The sequence below is a fragment of the Nostoc sp. DedQUE12b genome, assembly GCF_034530835.1.
GTDB lineage: Bacteria > Cyanobacteriota > Cyanobacteriia > Cyanobacteriales > Nostocaceae > Nostoc.
This window is the reverse complement of sequence record NZ_JAVRCI010000059.1, coordinates 1-16270: the sequence shown is the minus strand read 5'-3', so window position 1 is coordinate 16270 and position 16270 is coordinate 1. Positions and strand designations below refer to the sequence as shown.

Annotated in this window: 15 protein-coding genes and 1 pseudogene; 7 read left to right on the top strand and 9 right to left on the bottom strand. The window is 43.4% G+C overall.

What is annotated here, in order from left to right; all coding sequences use genetic code 11:
• Positions 1-176 precede the first annotated feature (176 nt).
• From RMY16_RS24020 to RMY16_RS23990, 7 genes are all read right to left on the bottom strand, one after another.
• Entirely contained in the window at positions 177-2588 is a 2412-nt protein-coding gene (locus RMY16_RS24020; protein ID WP_322738464.1) for a sucrose synthase, read from the bottom strand.
• 529 nt (positions 2589-3117) lie between these two features.
• Entirely contained in the window at positions 3118-3384 is a 267-nt protein-coding gene (locus tag RMY16_RS24015; protein ID WP_322738463.1) for a beta-lactamase hydrolase domain-containing protein, read from the bottom strand.
• On the bottom strand, positions 3371-3496 hold the full coding sequence (locus tag RMY16_RS24010; protein WP_322738462.1) for a hypothetical protein: 126 nt from the start codon (positions 3494-3496) through the stop codon (positions 3371-3373). Before RMY16_RS24010 ends, RMY16_RS24015 begins: the two co-directional genes overlap by 14 nt.
• A 43-nt stretch (positions 3497-3539) precedes the next feature.
• Positions 3540-5009, bottom strand: a complete 1470-nt coding sequence (locus tag RMY16_RS24005; protein WP_322738461.1) for an ATP-binding protein — start codon at positions 5007-5009, stop codon at positions 3540-3542.
• A gap of 8 nt (positions 5010-5017) precedes the next feature.
• A complete protein-coding gene (locus tag RMY16_RS24000; protein ID WP_322668739.1) occupies positions 5018-5386 on the bottom strand; it encodes a response regulator transcription factor in 369 nt (122 codons plus the stop codon).
• A 322-nt stretch (positions 5387-5708) separates the two neighbouring features.
• Positions 5709-6614 (bottom strand): aminoglycoside phosphotransferase family protein, encoded by a 906-nt coding sequence (locus RMY16_RS23995; RefSeq protein WP_322738460.1) that lies wholly within the window; start codon positions 6612-6614, stop codon positions 5709-5711.
• A gap of 67 nt (positions 6615-6681) precedes the next feature.
• Positions 6682-7449, bottom strand: a complete 768-nt coding sequence (locus RMY16_RS23990) for an SDR family oxidoreductase (RefSeq protein ID WP_322738459.1) — start codon at positions 7447-7449, stop codon at positions 6682-6684.
• A gap of 456 nt (positions 7450-7905) precedes the next feature.
• Here RMY16_RS23990 and RMY16_RS23985 point away from each other — a divergent pair, with 456 nt between their 5' ends.
• Positions 7906-8289 carry a nuclear transport factor 2 family protein gene (locus tag RMY16_RS23985; RefSeq protein WP_322738458.1) on the top strand — a complete coding sequence of 128 codons (384 nt, stop codon included), beginning with the start codon at positions 7906-7908 and terminating at the stop codon, positions 8287-8289.
• A 25-nt stretch (positions 8290-8314) separates the two neighbouring features.
• Here the strand turns inward: RMY16_RS23985 and RMY16_RS23980 are convergent.
• Positions 8315-8527: pseudogene (locus RMY16_RS23980) on the bottom strand (ISNCY family transposase); the annotation flags it as partial.
• 284 nt (positions 8528-8811) lie between these two features.
• Between RMY16_RS23980 and RMY16_RS23975 the strand changes: the two are divergent.
• The 5 genes from RMY16_RS23975 (at position 8812) to RMY16_RS23955 (ending at position 12625) form a co-directional block, all read left to right on the top strand.
• Positions 8812-9111, top strand: a complete 300-nt coding sequence (locus RMY16_RS23975) for a metalloregulator ArsR/SmtB family transcription factor (protein WP_322738457.1) — start codon at positions 8812-8814, stop codon at positions 9109-9111.
• A 33-nt stretch (positions 9112-9144) separates the two neighbouring features.
• A complete protein-coding gene (locus RMY16_RS23970; protein ID WP_322738456.1) occupies positions 9145-9996 on the top strand; it encodes a phosphate ABC transporter substrate-binding protein in 852 nt (283 codons plus the stop codon).
• Positions 9953-10831 carry a phosphate ABC transporter permease subunit PstC gene (gene pstC / locus RMY16_RS23965; RefSeq protein ID WP_322738455.1) on the top strand — a complete coding sequence of 293 codons (879 nt, stop codon included), beginning with the start codon at positions 9953-9955 and terminating at the stop codon, positions 10829-10831. The genes RMY16_RS23970 and pstC overlap by 44 nt, the downstream gene beginning before the upstream one ends.
• A complete protein-coding gene (gene pstA, locus RMY16_RS23960; RefSeq protein ID WP_322738454.1) occupies positions 10819-11691 on the top strand; it encodes a phosphate ABC transporter permease PstA in 873 nt (290 codons plus the stop codon). The genes pstC and pstA overlap by 13 nt, the downstream gene beginning before the upstream one ends.
• Before the next feature lie 157 nt (positions 11692-11848).
• Positions 11849-12625: a phosphate ABC transporter ATP-binding protein gene (locus RMY16_RS23955; protein WP_322738453.1), complete on the top strand. Its 777-nt coding sequence runs from the start codon at positions 11849-11851 to the stop codon at positions 12623-12625.
• A gap of 100 nt (positions 12626-12725) precedes the next feature.
• On the opposite strand, the gene RMY16_RS23950 is transcribed toward RMY16_RS23955, so the two are convergent.
• Positions 12726-12863, bottom strand: a complete 138-nt coding sequence (locus tag RMY16_RS23950; RefSeq protein ID WP_322738452.1) for a hypothetical protein — start codon at positions 12861-12863, stop codon at positions 12726-12728.
• 540 nt (positions 12864-13403) lie between these two features.
• Between RMY16_RS23950 and RMY16_RS23945 the strand changes: the two genes are divergently transcribed.
• Positions 13404-16220: a pitrilysin family protein gene (locus RMY16_RS23945; RefSeq protein WP_322738451.1), complete on the top strand. Its 2817-nt coding sequence runs from the start codon at positions 13404-13406 to the stop codon at positions 16218-16220.
• Positions 16221-16270: the final 50 nt, after the last annotated feature.

Sequence of the window (16270 nt, the reverse complement as noted above, 5' to 3'; positions counted from 1 at the left end):
AGGTGGATGAACGGAGTTCAGAGGTGGATTCATCCAGTTCAGAGGTGGATTCATCCAGTTCAGAGGTAGATGAACGGAGCTCCGAGGTGGATGAATCCATTTCTAACTCTCCCTTGCTCCTCTGCTCCTCGGTCACTGAGCGTAGCCGAAGTGCTGCTCCCCTGCTCCCCACTCCCTCATCCCCCCTTATGCTTTTCCAAAATCTTTTCGACTCTGGGTTTATAAATGAGATGAAATAAGGTTTCCATATAGCGATCTCTGGCTTCGTTATTTTCGGGAGCAACAAAGTTCCAAAAACTAAACATTTTAGCAAGCAGTAGTAATTGATTGCTATGTAAGTGCCAATTATATTTGTGATGAATTCGCTGGCTCATCCATTCTGAAACTTCTTGCCAGTATTGAGTATGAGTATCACATTTATCAAGAAAGTCTAAAATTTTCGTTGCTGTTCCTTCTAAGTCTGTAGGATTAACGTTAAATCGGTTTTCTTGGTTCTGGATAATTTCTAAAGAACCGCCAAATTGAGTAGCAAAAGTTGGCAAACCAGAAATCATAGCTTCCAAAATACTGCGACCAAAGGATTCAAAGCGGGCAAAATGGACATAAATACCCTGAGAATCTGCAACTACTCGGTAGGCTTCGCCGATGTCGCTACTAGAGATACGCATTCCCACCCACCGAATCTTGCCATCGAGATGATATTGCTCGATGATCTCATGGAGTTTTTGAATTTCTTCTGCTTCTTCTGAGTTTGTAGCTTCATGTAGATGCAGTTTAGTAGTTAAGAGAATCAGGTTGCAACGCTCTTGCAACGCCTGACTTCTACCAAAACATTCAGCTAAACCAGTGAAATTTTTAATTGAAGTTATGGTATCAAGGGCAAAGATTGGTCGCTTCTGGGGGTGGTCTAAATGACCAAGGATTTGTGGGTCTTCGCGGCTAAATAGTAAGTCGTGAACTTGTCTGCAAAGGTTAGAATCTCGGTTTTCTTGTTGGCTGTAGGGAAAGAAAATATTTTCGTTTACTCCCGGCGGCACTAAGTTAAATTTAGGACTAAACAAATCAATTCCATCAACCACATGATATAACTGTGGCATCGTAAAGCACTTGTAAGACTCGTATTGACCTATAGTATCGGGTGTGCCGACAATTTCTTGATAGGACGATGTAATAATGAAGTCGGCTGCATTCATGCTAATCAAATCAGCGGTGAATTGTGCTGAGAAATGATATTTATCTTCTAAATCTTGCCAATATAAATTGCTAAATAGATATTTCGGTTTTTCCAAAGAATGGGCAATGTTACACTGGGTAACTTTCATGCGGCGAGATAGTATAAAGGCCACTAAGTTACCGTCGCTGTAATTGCCAATGATCAGACTAGGTTTGCCTTGGAAGTGAGCTAGTAACTCTCTTTCTGCATCTAGAGCAAATTGTTCTAAATAAGGCCAAATCTCAAATTTAGAAATCCAATTATTCGTAATTTCTGGATTGAATTCACCAAAAGGAATGCGCAATATCCAAGCATTTTCGGTATCTTGGACTTTTTCTAAGGGCAGGTTACAAAATGTGCCTTCACAGTTAGGGATTAATCGGGTGAGAATAATCACATGGGGTTTAATACCTAGCTGGTCGAGTCCAGCGAGTTTGATTTGTTCGCGCAGCTCGTTTTCTAAGCTGCGAGCTTGTTCGAGGACGTAGATAACTTGACCGAGTGTTTCATCTCTTCCCAAAACATCCTCCTGTCCCACCCAGCCGTGGATAGAGATGAGGACGACGCGAAAGACGGCGGGGACGCGAGCTACAAATGTTTCTAAGATGCCAGGTTCCGGGGAATAAATAAGTCGGTCGAGGAGTTCTAAAGTTTCCGAGACTCGCGCCGCAGTGTTACCCCAACCCGGCTCAAAGCCGAGTTTTTGGAGGTCAAAGCTAAATTTCTCATAAGGTTCATGAGGCGATCGCTCACTCAGCAATTTGAGCGCTTGCTTAATTTGTTTAGCTAACTGAATACCGGAGGGAATGCGATCACTCAACAACAGGCGAATACCATTGTATTGCAGCCCATGTAATGCTTGAAATAACATTTCTACCCAATATCCAGGGTCAGTCAATAATTGATTGCACAGGTAACGATTGAGAAAAGCTAAACCTTGACCAATATTTCTCGCGTCGTCGATTCTCGGAGAACTCTCATAGAAGGGGTGGAGGTCAATTTCGAGGATATGGGGTTGGTAGCGGTTGACTAGACGATCTCTCACATCTAACAGCGCTTGAGGCGTCATTGGCTCGAAGCTGCTAAAATCGGCTGTCAGTCGCCAAACTTCTTGATTGGCAATCCTCGGTCGAATCACGAACCACGTACTTTCCTCTTCGAGAATTATTTCGTGGGTGTATTGTATTATTTTGCCAATGGAAGAAGAGTAGTAAAAATAGGCTGGCTTTTGGGATTGATGACAGTAGTCGGCAAAAGCTTGCAAAATCTCATTTCTTAGAAAGTAATGCTTACCTGAAGCACTCAACGCATAAATCAACTGATGTAGAGCAGTTTTTTCATCACCGTTGGAGAGAGTTTGAACTAGTTCATACATGATGACGAATTCCAGAAATTTATTTAGGTAACAACCTCATATTTCTTTCCAGTTTTCGGTTTGCTGAGGTATATTCCCCAACTGATTGTAAATTACTATAAAAATGTTTGCGTCTAGCTCTAGGATGAAAGGCTGTGAGAACTTAAAATCTATGGGATGAGAGAGTGGAGGAAGGCGGACAAGGGAGAATTGTTGAACAAGTTTCTTTTTCAATCAGGTATAAAACACTATTCCCGATTAAGTACTAAAGCAAAATTGAAGCGATCGCTAGTAGAACATCACGCCATAATTAACAATTCAAAATTCAAAATTAATTTACGATAAATTAAATCCAGCAAGTTTTAGCAGAATAAAATTAAATGTAAGCAGATTAAAAGCTGTTTACATTTGACTTCCGCCTTGCGGTACTAGTCTTATATCAAGCCTATATTAATAATTTTTTGCAGTGCTTTTTCAAAGCTTATACCCTGTTTAAGAGCGATATACAAAAATACTATTGCAGCTGAACGAATTGAATTATCGCAATGTATCAGAGTCGGTTTAGGTAGTTTATTGATGACTTGATATATTTGGAGCATACTTGATGATTAATATATTCAGATTTAGTTGGGAAATTAAGATAATATAATCCCAAAAGCTCAGTTTTTTCCTGTTCATTAGCCAGCAACCCTGTTTCGTCAGGCAAACGCAAGTTCAGTACAGACTTATAACCCTCATTAGCTATTTGTTGCAGCTGATCTAGTTTAATTTGCCCAGTGATCGCTAACTCATCATTAATTTCTCTAATAATGTTCATCAGCCGGATTAACCCCATTTTGCCGACATTGCCCAGCCTCTAAACTTAGCAAAACAATTTGAGGAACTTGTGAGGAAACCATCAAAGTATAAGGAATTGGAGCATTGGGCATGGGGAAAGACTTGTTTCAAGTTCTCGCCTCTTGTCCCCTGCTCCTAGCTCCCTCCTTCCTGATTGAACTTTGGGTAGGTGTAGCCCATCGTAGACATCGCTTTTAGAGGCAGGCAAATTATAAAAGTTGCGCCTTGGCTGGCGACGCTGTTTGCTGTAATGTTGCCTTGATGAGCTTCTATAATGCGCTTGGCGATCGCTAACCCTAGACCGCTGCTACTGCCTTTACGGGAAGGGTCTGTTGTATAAAACTGCTCAAAAATTCGGGGCAAATCACCCTCACTAATACCTGTTCCCTGGTCTTGAATTTTTATAACTGCTTGTTTATTCTCGCTGTACCCAGAAATAAAGACCAAAGAATTGGGTACTGAATGTTTGATAGCGTTGTCTAGCAAATTTAAAATAGCCTGTAATAACCGTTCTGGATCGCCTTGTAGTTGTAAATCAGCTACGTTGAGGCGCACAGATACGCCAATGGCTTGCATTCGAGGCTCCATCGCACTGACAGCACGGTTAATCAGACCGTGCAGTGAGAAAGTTTGCTGTTCGAGTTGAGTAATTCCTGCTTCTAAGCGTCCGAGATCAAGCAGGTCATGAATCAGTCGTGATAAGCGTTTGATTTCGTTCTCAATAGTTTGAAAGAAGCGATCGCGCAATTGCGGTTCTTCGTATGCACCACTTCTAAGTGCGTCTATCGTTACCTGAACGTTGCTGATGGGTGTGCGAAGTTCGTGGGAGACATTTGCTAAAAAAGCTCGGCGCTCTTGATCTAGAGAAGCCAACCGTTCACTCATCCGGTTTAGCTCTGTTGCTAACTGATCTAACTCATTGTTTTCATAGATAATTAGCTTGTCACCAAAATCACCACTACCTAAGCGAATTGCAAAGTTCCGCATCGTTTCAATTGGTTTTGAGAGACTTCGAGCAAAGCGAGTACTGATTAGGGCACATAGCAAGATTGTCAGCGCCAGCGTTCCCAAAACACTCCAAATCACCCTAGCGAACTGACGCTGAAGGTGATCCAAAGTAATGGACATTCGCAGCACGCCCAGTAATTGACCATTACGCACAATTGGTCTAGCGATGTATAGGCGATCTTCAGTTGATAAAATCCCTTTTGCAACCCCTTGCGACGGACGATTTTGTAGAGCTTCCGATACTCCGGTAACTTTGTACCAGTCTTTAACCTGTTTGTCTAGCCGTGGGTCAGAAGTTGCCAGAAGACGACCATGTTGATCAAAAATGCGAAGTGCCACAGTTTGTGGCGCTCCATACCGCTTCACCAGTAATTCTACTTGTTGCAGATTCTTTTCTTCTAAAGCATCTGCTGCACTCTCACTCAAGGCAGCTGTCCAGTTATCCAAATCCATTTGCCGCGATCGCATGAAGTAAGCATGGAACGACCACAGAATATAGCCTGCCATCACCGAGGTTCCCAAGGTGATCAGTAACAGGTAAGTGGCTAACAGCCGAGCATGAATCGAATTTAGTTTGATGCGAGGCAACCAGATCATTTTTGAAACTAATCCCCAGAACGACGGCGCAACACTGCTTTGATCCGTGCCAGTAGTTCACGGGTGTTGAATGGTTTGGTTACATAATCATCAGCTCCTGCTTCCAAGCCCCAAACTTTATCAATATCTTGATCTTTTGCTGTCAGCATGACAATGGGAACATCCGAAAATGCCCTAATTCGCCAACAAACCTCCATGCCGCCAACCTCCGGCAGCATGAGGTCGAGCAAAATTACATCTGGTACTTCTTTGTGAAACTGTTTGATGGCACTATGCCCATCTGCTGCCGTTGTCACTGTATAGCCTTCTTTTTGCAGCGTGTAAGTTAGGCTTTCGCGTAGGGGTGCTTCATCATCCACTAATAATATATGGGGCATTTTAAATTAGCAATTAGTCCAGCATTAAATCATAATTTTACCTTCTCAAGTAGCCGTTTCTCTGACATCCTTCTCAGGACACAAAGCGATTACTTTGAATTACGTGGGATGAATTTATTCTCCGAATTATCCAATTTTTAAAGATGATGATGGAACACTATTAGAACAGCTGTATGTTGTAGGCGAACCGCAGAGGCGCAGAGGAAACAGAGAGAAGAGAAAAAATGCTTAACCCAAGGGTATTGACTTCTAGACGATCTATTAAGCATCGTCGAGAAGTTAGTTTAAAACTTGCCTTTAACTCTAACTTTCACATAATTTATCATCCATCTTGAGAAACACGGTGTAATGTTCTCTCTCCCATTATTACGTGCCTTGGATTATCAACCAATCCTGTATCCAGTAACATTACACCAAAAAGTATCGCCCATCCCAGAGCACGTTGTATTGTTGCCTCAGAAACATTTGAGTATTCTGCCAGTGCTTGGGAGCGTGCTTTTGGCTCGCTAAACAGCATCCATATAGAGGCAAGGTCTGTTGCAATGTCACCTGATGTAATGTCGCCCCAATCAATGATGCCTGCGATCGCACCGTTCTCGACAAGGATATTGCGTGGGTGAAGGTCTCCATGTAACCATTTCGCTTCAGCGTCAACAGGCGTGTTTAAAGCTCTATTCCAAATGTCTCTGAGCTTTTGAGTAATCAAATTAGTTTTTATTTGCAGTCGTTGCATTCGTTCTTCTACAGAAGCTGCACGCTGTGTCAGTGGTACACCGCGTACTGGATTTTGTGGCGCATTCAATGGTGCAGGGGTATGCAATGAGCGTAGAAATGAAGCAAAAAATTTGGACTGATTTGCATGGGGTTCCTCTTGATCGGCAGGAATACCAGCTAGCCACGGTAATACGCTCCATCGCCAAGGGTAGCTTTGTCCTGGCTTGCCTATTCTGTAAGGAGTTGGAACAGGTATAGTCAGTTGAGGAGCCAGTACTGGAAGCCAGGTTTGCTCATTTTCGATCAATGTCGCTGCTGCTTTTCGACGTGGAAGTCTTACAGATAATTGATCCCCCAGCCGAAATATCACATTGTCCCAACCAGCATCAACAAGATGAATCGGCAGGTGCATCAAATCTGGATGCTGATCTGATAACAGACTGTAGACAAGGGTTATATCTATTTCGACATCTGATAGTGGTGTTCCTATTGAACTCGATTTGTCCTCTGACACCTTGCCTCCTTGACTTAGATTCACAAATGGAGAGATTATATTTCATGTATGCAGAGAAACTGTATTTTCAGAAATGAGCAAGGTAGCCACCATCAACTGCTAAAACTTGACCCGTAATGTAAGATGCGGCTGGAGAAGCAAAGAATACAACTGCACCTGCAATTTCTTCTGGAGATCCCCAACGACCGAGAGAAGTTCGCTTTTTCAACCATTCGGCGACTTTTAGATCGGCAACCACATCTGCATTGCTCTGTGTTGCGAAAAAGCCGGGAGCAACTGCATTGACGGTAATTCCAAAAGCCCCAAGTTCAGCAGCAAGGGTGCGAGTTAGGGCTTCGAGTCCTCCTTTCGCTGTTGTATAAACTGCATCGCCTGCATCGGCAAGTTGTCCCGCGATCGATGTGATGTTGATGATTCGACCATTACCCTTGTGTATCATTAGTTTTGCCGCTTCTCGTGACAAATTGAATGGTGCAATCAAATCAGCATTGATTAATCGGCGCACTGCATCCATTTCAAACTCGAACAATCCACGACGATCGCGCATTCCCACATTATTGACGAGAATATCTAAACAGCCATGCTTTTCTTGAATCTCTATAAATGCGTTTTGAACCGCAACTTCATCTGTCACATCAAACGGCAATGGAAAAACAAAACCGCCGCTTGCCTCAATAACTGCAACTGCTTGATTAAGACGTTCCAGGTTTCGCCCATTGACGATCACACGCGCACCAGCTTTAGCAAGTGATTGGGCAATTTCTAGCCCTAGTCCCCCTCCGGCTCCAGTTACTAAAGCAATTTTTCCAGTTAATGAAAACTCTGATAACGTCACAACATTTACTTTCCCCAATTATATTGAGCCAAGATACCAATAGGTTGACAACAGAGTTTTAATAATAGAAATGCCCTCACCAGAGGGCAAAGGACTATGCGACGCCCTTAGAAAAAAAGAACGCTCACGATAAAATTGAAATTTTGGATTTATAACGGCTTTTATACTACACATAGTATATCGAAATACCGAGGTTTACAATCCCGATAAATAACAAAACCTTGCTATTGGATGAGGTTTCGATTTCTTTTAAAGCGTCAGCGTGGGGAAAGGATCATTGCGCCTCATCAGCAATTCTCATTTTGAAACCCTTGCACTATAAATTGAGCTTTCAAGCCTAGATTGCTAACGAGGGAATAAGGGTTTCAGATACCGAAATTCCTCAAAATAGCGAGTTTGGATGGTAATCACTCTCATAATCTTGCATAATGAGAACTGCTGTCACCATACCTCTGTATGTCAGATCAAACTGCACCAGAAATAGAACTGCTCCATGCGGCGTACGCAGCCTTCAACGCGCGAGACATTGACGCTGCCCTTGCCCTCATGACTCCGGACGTAGCTTGGCCGAAAGCGTTCAAAGGCGGTTTTGTCCGTGGGTCTGAAGAAGTTCGTGCTTACTGGACGGAGCAATGGAGCGAGATCAATCCGCACGTTGAGCCAGTTTCCTTTTACTCAGAGGAGATCGGGCGCATTTTGGTCGATGTGCATCAGGTCGTGAGTGACTTAGCTGGAGCAGTTCTTGTCGATGAGCATGTGGGTCATCGATTCACCCTTGAGAACGGCTTGATTCAAGCTATGGAAGTCTGTCCACTTCCATCGTCCACCCCAGAATCCTAACCAGTTCAAATTTCTCTGCCATAACATCGCACGGGATCTGATGCACTCCGAACAAGCTCTGAGCATTGCTTCTTCCCTTCATATCTGCCATTGTCCGTTGGTACAACAAGAACGACAGACTTTGCGTAAAGAACACACTGAAAGCGCTCAATGCCGCATCTTCCATGCTATAGCGTGTGTTCTTCCCCGTGCGCTTGTCTGGTAAGGCTTGCAGCACGTTGCGAAAGTACCCAATGATGCCGTCGAACTTGCGGGTGGGGGTCAACATTTTCGACTCGGTGAGCTTTTGACTCTCTTACCTTACCCCGTTCTCACTGCCCTGAATAGTCAAAAGTCATAATGAGAATTGCTGGTGCCTCATTGAGATTGAACCGGAGAGTTACCAAATATGAGACACTAAGCATGAATACAATTTCATATGAACGCTCATTTGTAAAAAAAAGTGCTAACAAATTTTAATTGTCAACTGTCTAATTGTTGCTATTTATGCTGAAATAAGGAAAACTTATCGTTTTCAGGGCAATGCAAAATAGTACAAATTTAAGCATCGATTGTGTAGACAAGCTTAAGGTACTGGCGGATGAAACCCGTTTGGCAGTTTTACAACTTTTGATTGACAGTCCGAAGCGAGTAGGAGAGATGAATGCGATTTTGCATTTGGAGCAAAGTCTACTCTCTCATCATTTACAGGTTTTGCGTCGAGCCAAGTTGGTTGTGCGGGAGCGAGATGGCAAAGCATTTCTCTATCGTCTTGCCCCTCAAGTCGAAGTAACTACAGGCAAGGCTTTAAACCTCGGTTGTTGTGTTCTCTCGTTCAACTAAAATCTGGAATATCTATAGAAATAAAGGGAGAAGATGAAACATTCACAAATTTCGGCGATCGCAATAGGATTAGTGACAAGCATTTGGTTGCAAGGTTGTTCTCAACCTCCGCAAGCAGTCACAAATGATCCAAATAGGCTACAAGGAAAATTGGTACTTACTGGTTCAAGTACAGTTGCACCATTAGCAGCAGAAATTGGCAAAAAGTTTGAATCGCAACATTCCGGTGTGCGAGTTGATGTGCAATCAGGCGGTTCTTCTCGTGGTATTGCAGATGCTCGTCAAGGTGTAGCTAATGTTGGTATGGTTTCCCGTGCTTTAAAGCCCGAAGAAAAAGATTTAAAAGCGTTTTCCATCGCTCGTGATGGAGTAACGATGATTCTCCATCAGGAAAATCCCCTGCCATCCCTAACTGACAAGCAGGTGGTAGATATTTACACAGGCAAGGTGAATAACTGGAAACAGGTAGGGGGTAAGGATGGGGCAATTACAGTTGTTAATAAAGCCGAAGGACGTTCTACCCTGGAATTGTTTACCCACTACTTCAAGCTAAAAAATACGGACATCAAAGCACAAGTAGTGATTGGTGATAATGAGCAAGGAATTAAGACTGTAGCCGGAAACCCGAATGCTATTGGCTATGTTTCCATTGGCTCGGCAGAAAATAGCGCCGCCAATAAAGTACCAATCAAATTGCTAGCTGTAAACGGTGTAGCAGCAACAACAGTTAATGTACAAAACGGGAGCTTTCCTATTTCTCGACCGCTTAACTTGGTTACTAAAACCGAACCCCAAGGGCTGGCTAAAGAATTTATTAACTTTGCACAATCACAGCAGGTAAGTGACATTGTTAAAAAGCAAAACTTTGTCTCCATCGCCCCATGATGTTTGGTTAATTTGGATACTACGAGGTTTGGCAACAATCGCCGGAGCGATCGCACTTTTAATTGTTGTTTTTCTAATTTCCGAATCCTTACCAATTTTCAGTCGTATAGCACTATCTCGCTTCTTTACCGACTCCTCTTGGAACCCCACAGCAGGTTTATATAATCTCTCACCCATGTTGCTGGGTACCTTCTTGGCAATGCTCGGTGCGGTGCTAATTGCTACTCCTGTAGGCATTATATCTGCTGTCTTTTGCCAATTCTATGCCCCGCCAATGGTAGCTCAACTCTATCGCCGCCTGATTGAATTATTAGCGGGGATTCCTTCTGTAGTGTATGGCTTTTGGGGATTAGTCGTGCTGGTTCCTCTGATTGGAAAAATTCATCCACCAGGGCCAAGCCTATTAGCAGGAATAGCAATTTTGGCGGTGATGATTCTGCCAACAGTCGCCCTTGTAGCCGATGCTAGCCTCGAAAAAGTTCCCATCGCTTACATTCAAGGTGCTGCTGCACTAGGGTTATCACGTTGGACAACAATCTGCACAGTAGTTTTTGCATCAGCCAAATCAGGGTTATTTACAGGCTTAATTTTAGGGACAGGTCGTGCCATTGGTGAAACAATGGCAATTTTGATGGTATGCGGCAATGTGGTACAGACCCCAAAAAGCTTATTTGACCCCATCCGCACACTCACAGCCAATATTGCTTTAGAAATGGCGTATGCCACAGAGGATCACCGTAGTGCGCTTTTTGTCAGTGGTTTGATATTGATGGGAATGATTGTGGTCTTAGTGGCGATCGCTGAAGTTATCAGTCAAGGCAAATGGCAGAGATAAAACAAAGCAAAGACAATCGTATCACTCTTAGAGAGTGGCTAGCAACAAGCTTAGTTTGGGCAACAGCCGCCTTCGTTACCGCCATCTTTTTATGGATAGTTAGCGATATCCTCTGGCACGGTATGGGATATTTATCTTGGGAATTTCTGATTAGTGAACCAGAAAATGCGGGTAGAGAAGGAGGAATCGCCAGTATTCTCGTTTCCACCGTTTTAGTTATTGGTGTATGTATGACGGTTTGCCTACCCGTTGGTGTTGGTACAGCAGTTTTATTAGCAGAATTTACTCCTAGTGATAGTTGGTTCGCTAGATTAGTGCGCCGCAGTCTAGATGTACTTGCTGGTGTACCTTCGATTGTTTTCGGGTTGTTTGGCAACGTCTTGTTTTGCAAAGTTTTAGGGCTGGGGTTTTCCATTCTTTCAGGCGGACTCACACTAGCGTGTATGGTGCTACCAATCTTGATTCGCTCTACAGAGGAAGGATTTTTAGCGGTTCCTAATGAGTACAGATTAGGAGCCGCCGCTCTTGGCTTTTCGCGCACAACCACAATATTTCAGATACTATTACCTGCTGCTATTCCTGGTTTAGTTGTGGGATTTGTGCTTGGTGTTGGCCGGGCTATTGCGGAAACTGCGGCTTTAATTTTCACTAGCGGTTACGTAGACCGAATGCCACAATCACTCCTCGATTCTGGGCGTACCCTTTCGGTTCATATTTTTGATCTATCAATGAACGTTTCAGGAGGAGATAACAGTGCTTATGCTAGTGCATCGGTTTTGCTATTACTACTGCTGTTGATTAATGGCACAGCAGCGTGGATTGCAAAACGTTGGTTACACGGCAGAGTTATTTCTGGATGAGGACTAGTAGTACGCCAAGGCAACTTGGCGGGGTAAAGGGGAAGGGTGAAAGGGACTCATGTTTTTTATCCCTTACCCTTTACCCTTTCCCCTTTCCCCAGACCTCACCTAGCATTTTTGGGTTGGCAGACTACTAGTGGATATAGAGGAGGACATCTTGGCAGTTACTGAACCGTTGATTCAAATTGAGAACTTAACTCTGCAATACGCACAAAAAACTGCCCTTGCTAATGTCAACTTGGCTGTCAATGCCGGAGAAATTTTGGCTTTGGTTGGGCCTTCTGGTTGTGGAAAAACTAGCTTGCTCAGTTGTCTCAACCGCCTCAGCGATATGATTCCCAAGTGTCGAGTTCAGGGAAAAATCCGCATTGGTAGTCTGGAAGTGGTAAATTCCAAAATCAATGTCATCGCCTTGCGCCGTCAAGTCGGTATGATTTTTCAAAAACCCAATCCCTTTCCTTTCTCAATATGGCAGAATTTGGAATTACCTTTGCGAGAGCATGGCATCCGCGATCGCCACCAAATTGATACAATTATCGAAACCAGCCTCCAAGATGTAGGGCTATGGGACGAAGTAAAAGACCGATTGCAATCTTCAGCTTTAGCTCTTTCTGGTGGGCAGCAGCAACGTTTGTGCATAGCTAGAGCCTTGGCTTTGCAGCCAGAAGTCTTACTACTGGATGAACCTTGTAGCGCCCTCGATCCTATTTCCAGCAACGTTGTTGAAGATTTAATTATCAGTTTGCGCCAGCGTTATACTGTGTTAATTGTTACTCACAATCTGGCTCAAGCCAAGAGAATTGCAGATCGAGTCGCTTTATTTTGGGTACAAGACGGCATTGGACAATTGATTGAATCAGGTACTGTAGAGCAGGTTTTTAATCATCCTCAACATCCTTTAACAGTTGCTTATGTAACTGGTGCCAGGGGTTAAATCCATAACTGGTAAGAAAGCTCACTGGCGATACTGTTGCAAGCACGGCGAACCTTACAAAGTACCAGATAATACATATATTTAAAGTAAAACTACTGTTCTACGAAGGTTTCAGGTTAAGCGATCGCGTTGCAAAAAAAAATGGATAAAGTCGAACTGAGGCATTAGCTGATAATACAGGTATTGCTGTTAACAGCATATCTAATGTGAACGATCCAATGAAGTTTATTGTTTGCATATTTAAAAAAGTTTTTGCTAGTTTAATAGAGATACTTACTCCAATGGGATGACAATAGGTATCAAACTAATTTTAAAAGTAGATATTGCTACAATCGTGTAAAATGAGACACATTGCAATGCTTGTTAATTTATTTGCAATAATTTCTAATATTCTGTAAAAGTTTTATTGGCGAACCTGTAACTCTTGGGTAGTTTTAACAAATGTACCCAGATATGCTGTGGGTAAAAAAGTAGTGCAGCAATAAGTTTATATATCATCCAATACTTGTCGGGTTTTGGGGAAAAGGGGAAGGGGGAAGGGGAAAGGGGAAAGAAAAAACCTTTAACCTTTACCCTTTAACCTTTTCCCCAAACCCAATGCCGAGTTGAAAATGCACAAAGCGTGCAGTATTGATATATCATCTATTGCCACATTTATTTTGAGGGGATTTGATTTCATTTTTGTCTTATTCCCTCCAGAACTAGCAACTTGAGTTAGATTTAAATTTTGAAATACCCTTTAGGGTTTTATTTTAAAATTGGAAATTTTGTATTGCTTATGAAACGGCGATTATACATGCTTCTAGGATTTTTCCTCAGCGTTCTTTTAACTATTGTGCCAATGCCTGGCAATTTCACTAATGCTGCCACACCAGCAGCAGTCACACCGGTCTCTGCTCTCTCATTCACCCAAGGAGTGCAGAAAACAGTATTGGACAACGGCCTAACGGTGCTAACGAAGGAAGTCCATACTGCTCCAGTAGTGAGCGTACAAGTTTGGTATAAAGTTGGTTCACGTAACGAGGTTAAGGGAGAGAGTGGCATTTCTCACCAGCTAGAACATTTAATGTTCAAGGGTACAACTGCCCGTCCAGTGCAGTTTGGAAGGTTATTTAGTGCCTTGGGTAGCCAATTCAATGCTTTTACTAGTTATGACGAAACAGCTTACTTTGGCACAGTGCAACAAGACAAACTCGAAGCACTGCTGACACTGGAAGCCGATCGCATGGAAAACTCCTTAATTGGGCCTGAACAACTCACCAGTGAAAAGCGGGTGGTGATCTCCGAGTTACAGGGATACGAAAATTCACCAGGCTATCGTCTGAGTCGGGAAGTGATGCGAGCTGCTTTCCCGAATCGAGCCTATGGCTTATCGGTGGGAGGCACAAAAGCAGATGTAGAGAAATTCACCGTGGAGCAGGTGCGGAATTATTACCAAACCTACTACAGCCCAGAAAATGCCACGTTGGTAATTACCGGGGATTTTGCCACAGAACCTGCACTCAAAGTTGTGAAAGAAACTTTTGGTAAGTTATCGCAACGAGCAAAAAATAATACGGTAGTCAATAATGCCAGGAGAGCAATTGATAGTTTCTCGGTATCTTCTTCCATTGCTGACGCTTCCCCGTCTACCCCTGTTGCGAAAAAAGCACCGATTGTCCTCAAGCAACCTGGAAGTGCTGCACTATTGCAAGCGGTATATCCTCTGCCTGATATCAAACATCCTGATGTTCCAGCAATTGATTTGATGGATGCCATTCTTACAGGTGGACGTAGTTCTCGGCTTTATCAGGCTTTAGTGGAATCTGGACTTGCGAGTTCAGTAAGCGGTGGTGCTGCCGAACTCATCGAGCCGGGTTGGTATGAAATTAATGCTACAGCGGCTCCTGGTCAAGAGTTGGGTAAAATTGCCCAGGTACTTCAGGAATTTTTAGCAAAGTTGCAACAGCAGCCTGTCACCTTAGAAGAGTTGAAGCGGGCGAAGACGCAACTGCAAGCCTCGTATATTTTGGGAAACCAAGATATCACTAGTCAGGCTAATCAACTGGGATATAATCAAACGATCGCAGGGGATTATCGTTTTATTGAAAGGTATCTGGGTGCGATCGCGAAAGTGACTCCTGCTCAAGTCCAGAAAGCAGCAAAAACTTACCTCAATCCTGCTCAACAAACCATCGGCTTCTTTGAGCCAACTCAACCAGATGGTAAACCAGGAACTTCCAGCGCTGGCTCTGGACGCACGGTGGAAAATTTCAGTCCTGGTAAGCCTGTAGATCCAGCAGAACTAGCAAAATATTTGCCACCTGCCACATCAAAGACAGATTCTAATAAACAATCACTACCAGAAGAGTTTACCTTAAAGAATGGTTTGAAGGTTCTGCTGTTAAGCGATCGCAATCTTCCCACTATTAACCTGAGTGGACAAATTGACGCTGGTGCTGAATTTGATGGCAATCAAAAAGCTGGATTAGCGAATTTAACTGCAAGCAACTTAATGAATGGGACGCAGAGCAAAAATGCTCTCACCCTAGCAAAAACCTTAGAAGACCTGGGAGCCGGTTTGAGCTTCAGTGCCAGCCGTGAGGGAGTTAATGTCAGCGGTGAAGGACTTTCAGCAAATTTGCCAATATTGATTCAAACTCTGGCAGATGTGTTAGAAAACGCCACTTTCCCCGCCGATCAGTTAGAACTAAGTCGCCAAAGAGCGTTAACAAGTCTGAAAGTCCAACTGGATGATCCTAGAGGTTTGGGAAGGCAAGTATTCCAACAGGCGATTTACCCTGAAAATCATCCATTCCACAGCTTTCCTACAGCCGAGAGTTTAAAGACTATTACTCGTGATGATTTGCTTGGTTTCTACCAGACACACTACCGACCGGATACTACGACGATCGCAATAGTTGGAGACTTTGATTCAGTTAAGGTAAAAGCTTTGCTAAATCAGGTATTTGGTAAATGGCAAGCCACAGGCAAGCCACCCGTTCTCAAAATACCAACCGTACCATTACCGCAAACTTTGACACAACTAAACAAAGTAATTCCCGGTAAAGCTGAGGCTGTCACATACATCGGCTACAACGGCATCTCTCGAAAAGATCCACGTTATTATGCGGCATTGGTGCTAAATCAAATTTTGGGTGGTGATACCTTAGCCAGCCGCCTCGGTACGGAAGTGCGCGATCGCCAAGGTTTAACCTACGGTATATATAGTGGTTTTGCCGCCGGCATCAATCCTGGGCCGTTCTTGATTCAAATGCAAACTGCTCCTCTTGATGCCCAAAAAGCGATCGCCAGTACTCTCGCTTTACTTAAACAGTTGCGCGAACAAGGACTAACTGAGGCTGAATTCAACACAGCAAAACGCTCAATTACCAATAGCTACCCTGTGGATTTAGCTAACCCCAGTAGTGTATCAAGTATCATTTTGGATAATGCTGTCTTTGGGCTTTCACGCTCAGAAATCCGAGAGTTTCCTCAGCGGATTCAAGCAGTCACTATGGCTAATATGCAACAGGCAATTGAAGATTTAATTAAGCCAGAAAATATAGTGATTGTCACCGCCGGTCCTGGAGATAGTGTAACCAAGGGTAGCTAATTATTTCAGATATAGCTAAGTGCTGAGTGCTGAGTGCTGAGTGCTGAGTG

What these genes read in the sequence shown, in the direction of transcription:
- RMY16_RS24020 (WP_322738464.1), bottom strand. Translation starts at nt 2,588, where the DNA reads ATGTATGAACTAGTTCAAACTCTCTCCAACGGTGATGAAAAAACTGCT.
- RMY16_RS24015 (WP_322738463.1), bottom strand. Translation starts at nt 3,384, where the DNA reads ATGAACATTATTAGAGAAATTAATGATGAGTTAGCGATCACTGGGCAA.
- RMY16_RS24010 (WP_322738462.1), bottom strand. Translation starts at nt 3,496, where the DNA reads ATGCCCAATGCTCCAATTCCTTATACTTTGATGGTTTCCTCACAAGTT.
- RMY16_RS24005 (WP_322738461.1), bottom strand. Translation starts at nt 5,009, where the DNA reads ATGATCTGGTTGCCTCGCATCAAACTAAATTCGATTCATGCTCGGCTG.
- RMY16_RS24000 (WP_322668739.1), bottom strand. Translation starts at nt 5,386, where the DNA reads ATGCCCCATATATTATTAGTGGATGATGAAGCACCCCTACGCGAAAGC.
- RMY16_RS23985 (WP_322738458.1), top strand. Translation starts at nt 7,906, where the DNA reads ATGTCAGATCAAACTGCACCAGAAATAGAACTGCTCCATGCGGCGTAC.
- RMY16_RS23975 (WP_322738457.1), top strand. Translation starts at nt 8,812, where the DNA reads ATGCAAAATAGTACAAATTTAAGCATCGATTGTGTAGACAAGCTTAAG.
- RMY16_RS23970 (WP_322738456.1), top strand. Translation starts at nt 9,145, where the DNA reads ATGAAACATTCACAAATTTCGGCGATCGCAATAGGATTAGTGACAAGC.
- pstA (WP_322738454.1), top strand. Translation starts at nt 10,819, where the DNA reads ATGGCAGAGATAAAACAAAGCAAAGACAATCGTATCACTCTTAGAGAG.
- RMY16_RS23950 (WP_322738452.1), bottom strand. Translation starts at nt 12,863, where the DNA reads ATGCAAACAATAAACTTCATTGGATCGTTCACATTAGATATGCTGTTA.
- RMY16_RS23945 (WP_322738451.1), top strand. Translation starts at nt 13,404, where the DNA reads ATGAAACGGCGATTATACATGCTTCTAGGATTTTTCCTCAGCGTTCTT.